This is a genomic window from Rhodoferax sp. RT5P35, from assembly GCF_056521385.1.
The window spans coordinates 1-1,404 of record NZ_JBWMAX010000137.1; the positions used below are offsets into that span (position 1 = coordinate 1).

2 protein-coding genes are annotated in these 1,404 nt (G+C 61.2%); both read right to left on the minus strand.

Features of this window, described 5'->3' with window-relative positions:
• The coding region (locus tag AC097L_RS24355) for a nitroreductase family protein (protein WP_479589300.1) at nt 1-586 on the minus strand (586 nt) is incomplete at its 3' end.
• Nucleotides 587-623: 37 nt separating this feature from the next.
• A partial coding sequence (locus AC097L_RS24360) for an alpha/beta fold hydrolase (protein ID WP_479589301.1) occupies nt 624-1,404 on the minus strand: 781 nt, incomplete at its 5' end.

Below are 1,404 nucleotides of genomic sequence, written 5' to 3' on the forward strand. Positions count from 1 at the left end.
CTTTACGTGGCTTCTGCGGCCAGTTCGCCGACCCTGGATAACCTATCGTCACCAGCATCACGGGTACATCGGTGGCAAGCAAACCAAACGCCGATGCCACGCCTGCCTGGTCGAACCCGATCATGGGGCAAGACACCAGTCCCTGGCTCTGCGCTGCAAGCATGAGGGTCATGGCCGCCATGGCACCCGACCGGACCGCCTCGTCGCGCTGGAGCGCCGGGTTCTCCTGGTACATGCTGTTCGCCGCACCTACCCAGCCCTTGACGGTGGCTTCATCAAGAATGCCTGCGTCGAGCGATGGCTGGAGTGCTGCAGGCAAGCCAAGGTGCGGCTCCAGGGTGCCGCACACAATGAACGTGACTGCGGCTTCCATGACTTTCGGTTGATTGAATGCGAGTGGCAACAGCCTTGCCTTGGCGGCGTCGGTTCTTACCGCGACAAACTTCCAGTTCTGAAAGTTGAAAGCCGAAGGCGCGTGGGTGGCCAGGTGGACCAGTTCGGCGAGCGCGTCGTCCGTGAGCTTGCGGGCGGGATCGTAGTTGTTTGCGGATGTGCGGCTTTTGATGAGGTTGGAGAACACGTTCATTGCGTACTTTGGTGTTGGATAGGGAAAGGGATACGGCTTAGCGGGCCAGGAAAGACTGCAGGTCTTGTGTGAACTTCAGCGGGTTCTTGAACATCAGGAAGTGGTCGCCTTGCTCTTCGGTGGTGTAGGGATAGAGCGTTGCGCCTGGCACCACCGACTGCGCCCACCGCTGGCTGGGCAGGTTGTTGCTTTGCTCGCCGGAGAAGATGGCCGTGGGAATGTCGATCTTGCGACGTACTACATCGCGCCAGTCGTTGACCGTGTGGTTGAACAGAACCCGGGCCAGTGCTGCCGGGTCGTTCTGGATGAAAGCCGCGGCGAAGGCCTCCGAGTTGCGGTAGTAGGGTGAATCGGTGAGTTGCGCGCGCTGGAACACCTTCAGGTCGGTCTCGAGAGCATTCACCGGGCCGCCCGTGGTGAAGGCGGCCACCATGCGCTCGGGCGAGGTGGTGGTGCCGCCAGCGTCCAGCCGTTCTTGCTCCGGCCAGTCCGAGTGCGCGTAAATGCTGATGGGCTCATCGACAAAGGCCACCTTGCGCATCGCCGAGGTGCCAAACAGATCGATGTAACTCCACAAAATAGCGGCTCCCATCGAATGCCCGACGTAGGCCGCAGATTGGATGCCAAGGTGCTCGCCAAATTGGCGCAGGTCCATCGCATGGCGTGCGATCCGGTTGCCGTAATCGACCTTCTGCGAAAGGCCCTGGTTGCGCGGGTCCAGCACATAGACATGGTAGTGCTGCGCCAGCAGGTACAGGACGTTGATGTACTGCGCCCCGTTTGCCGACCAGCCGGGCACAAAGACCAGCGGCTGGCCC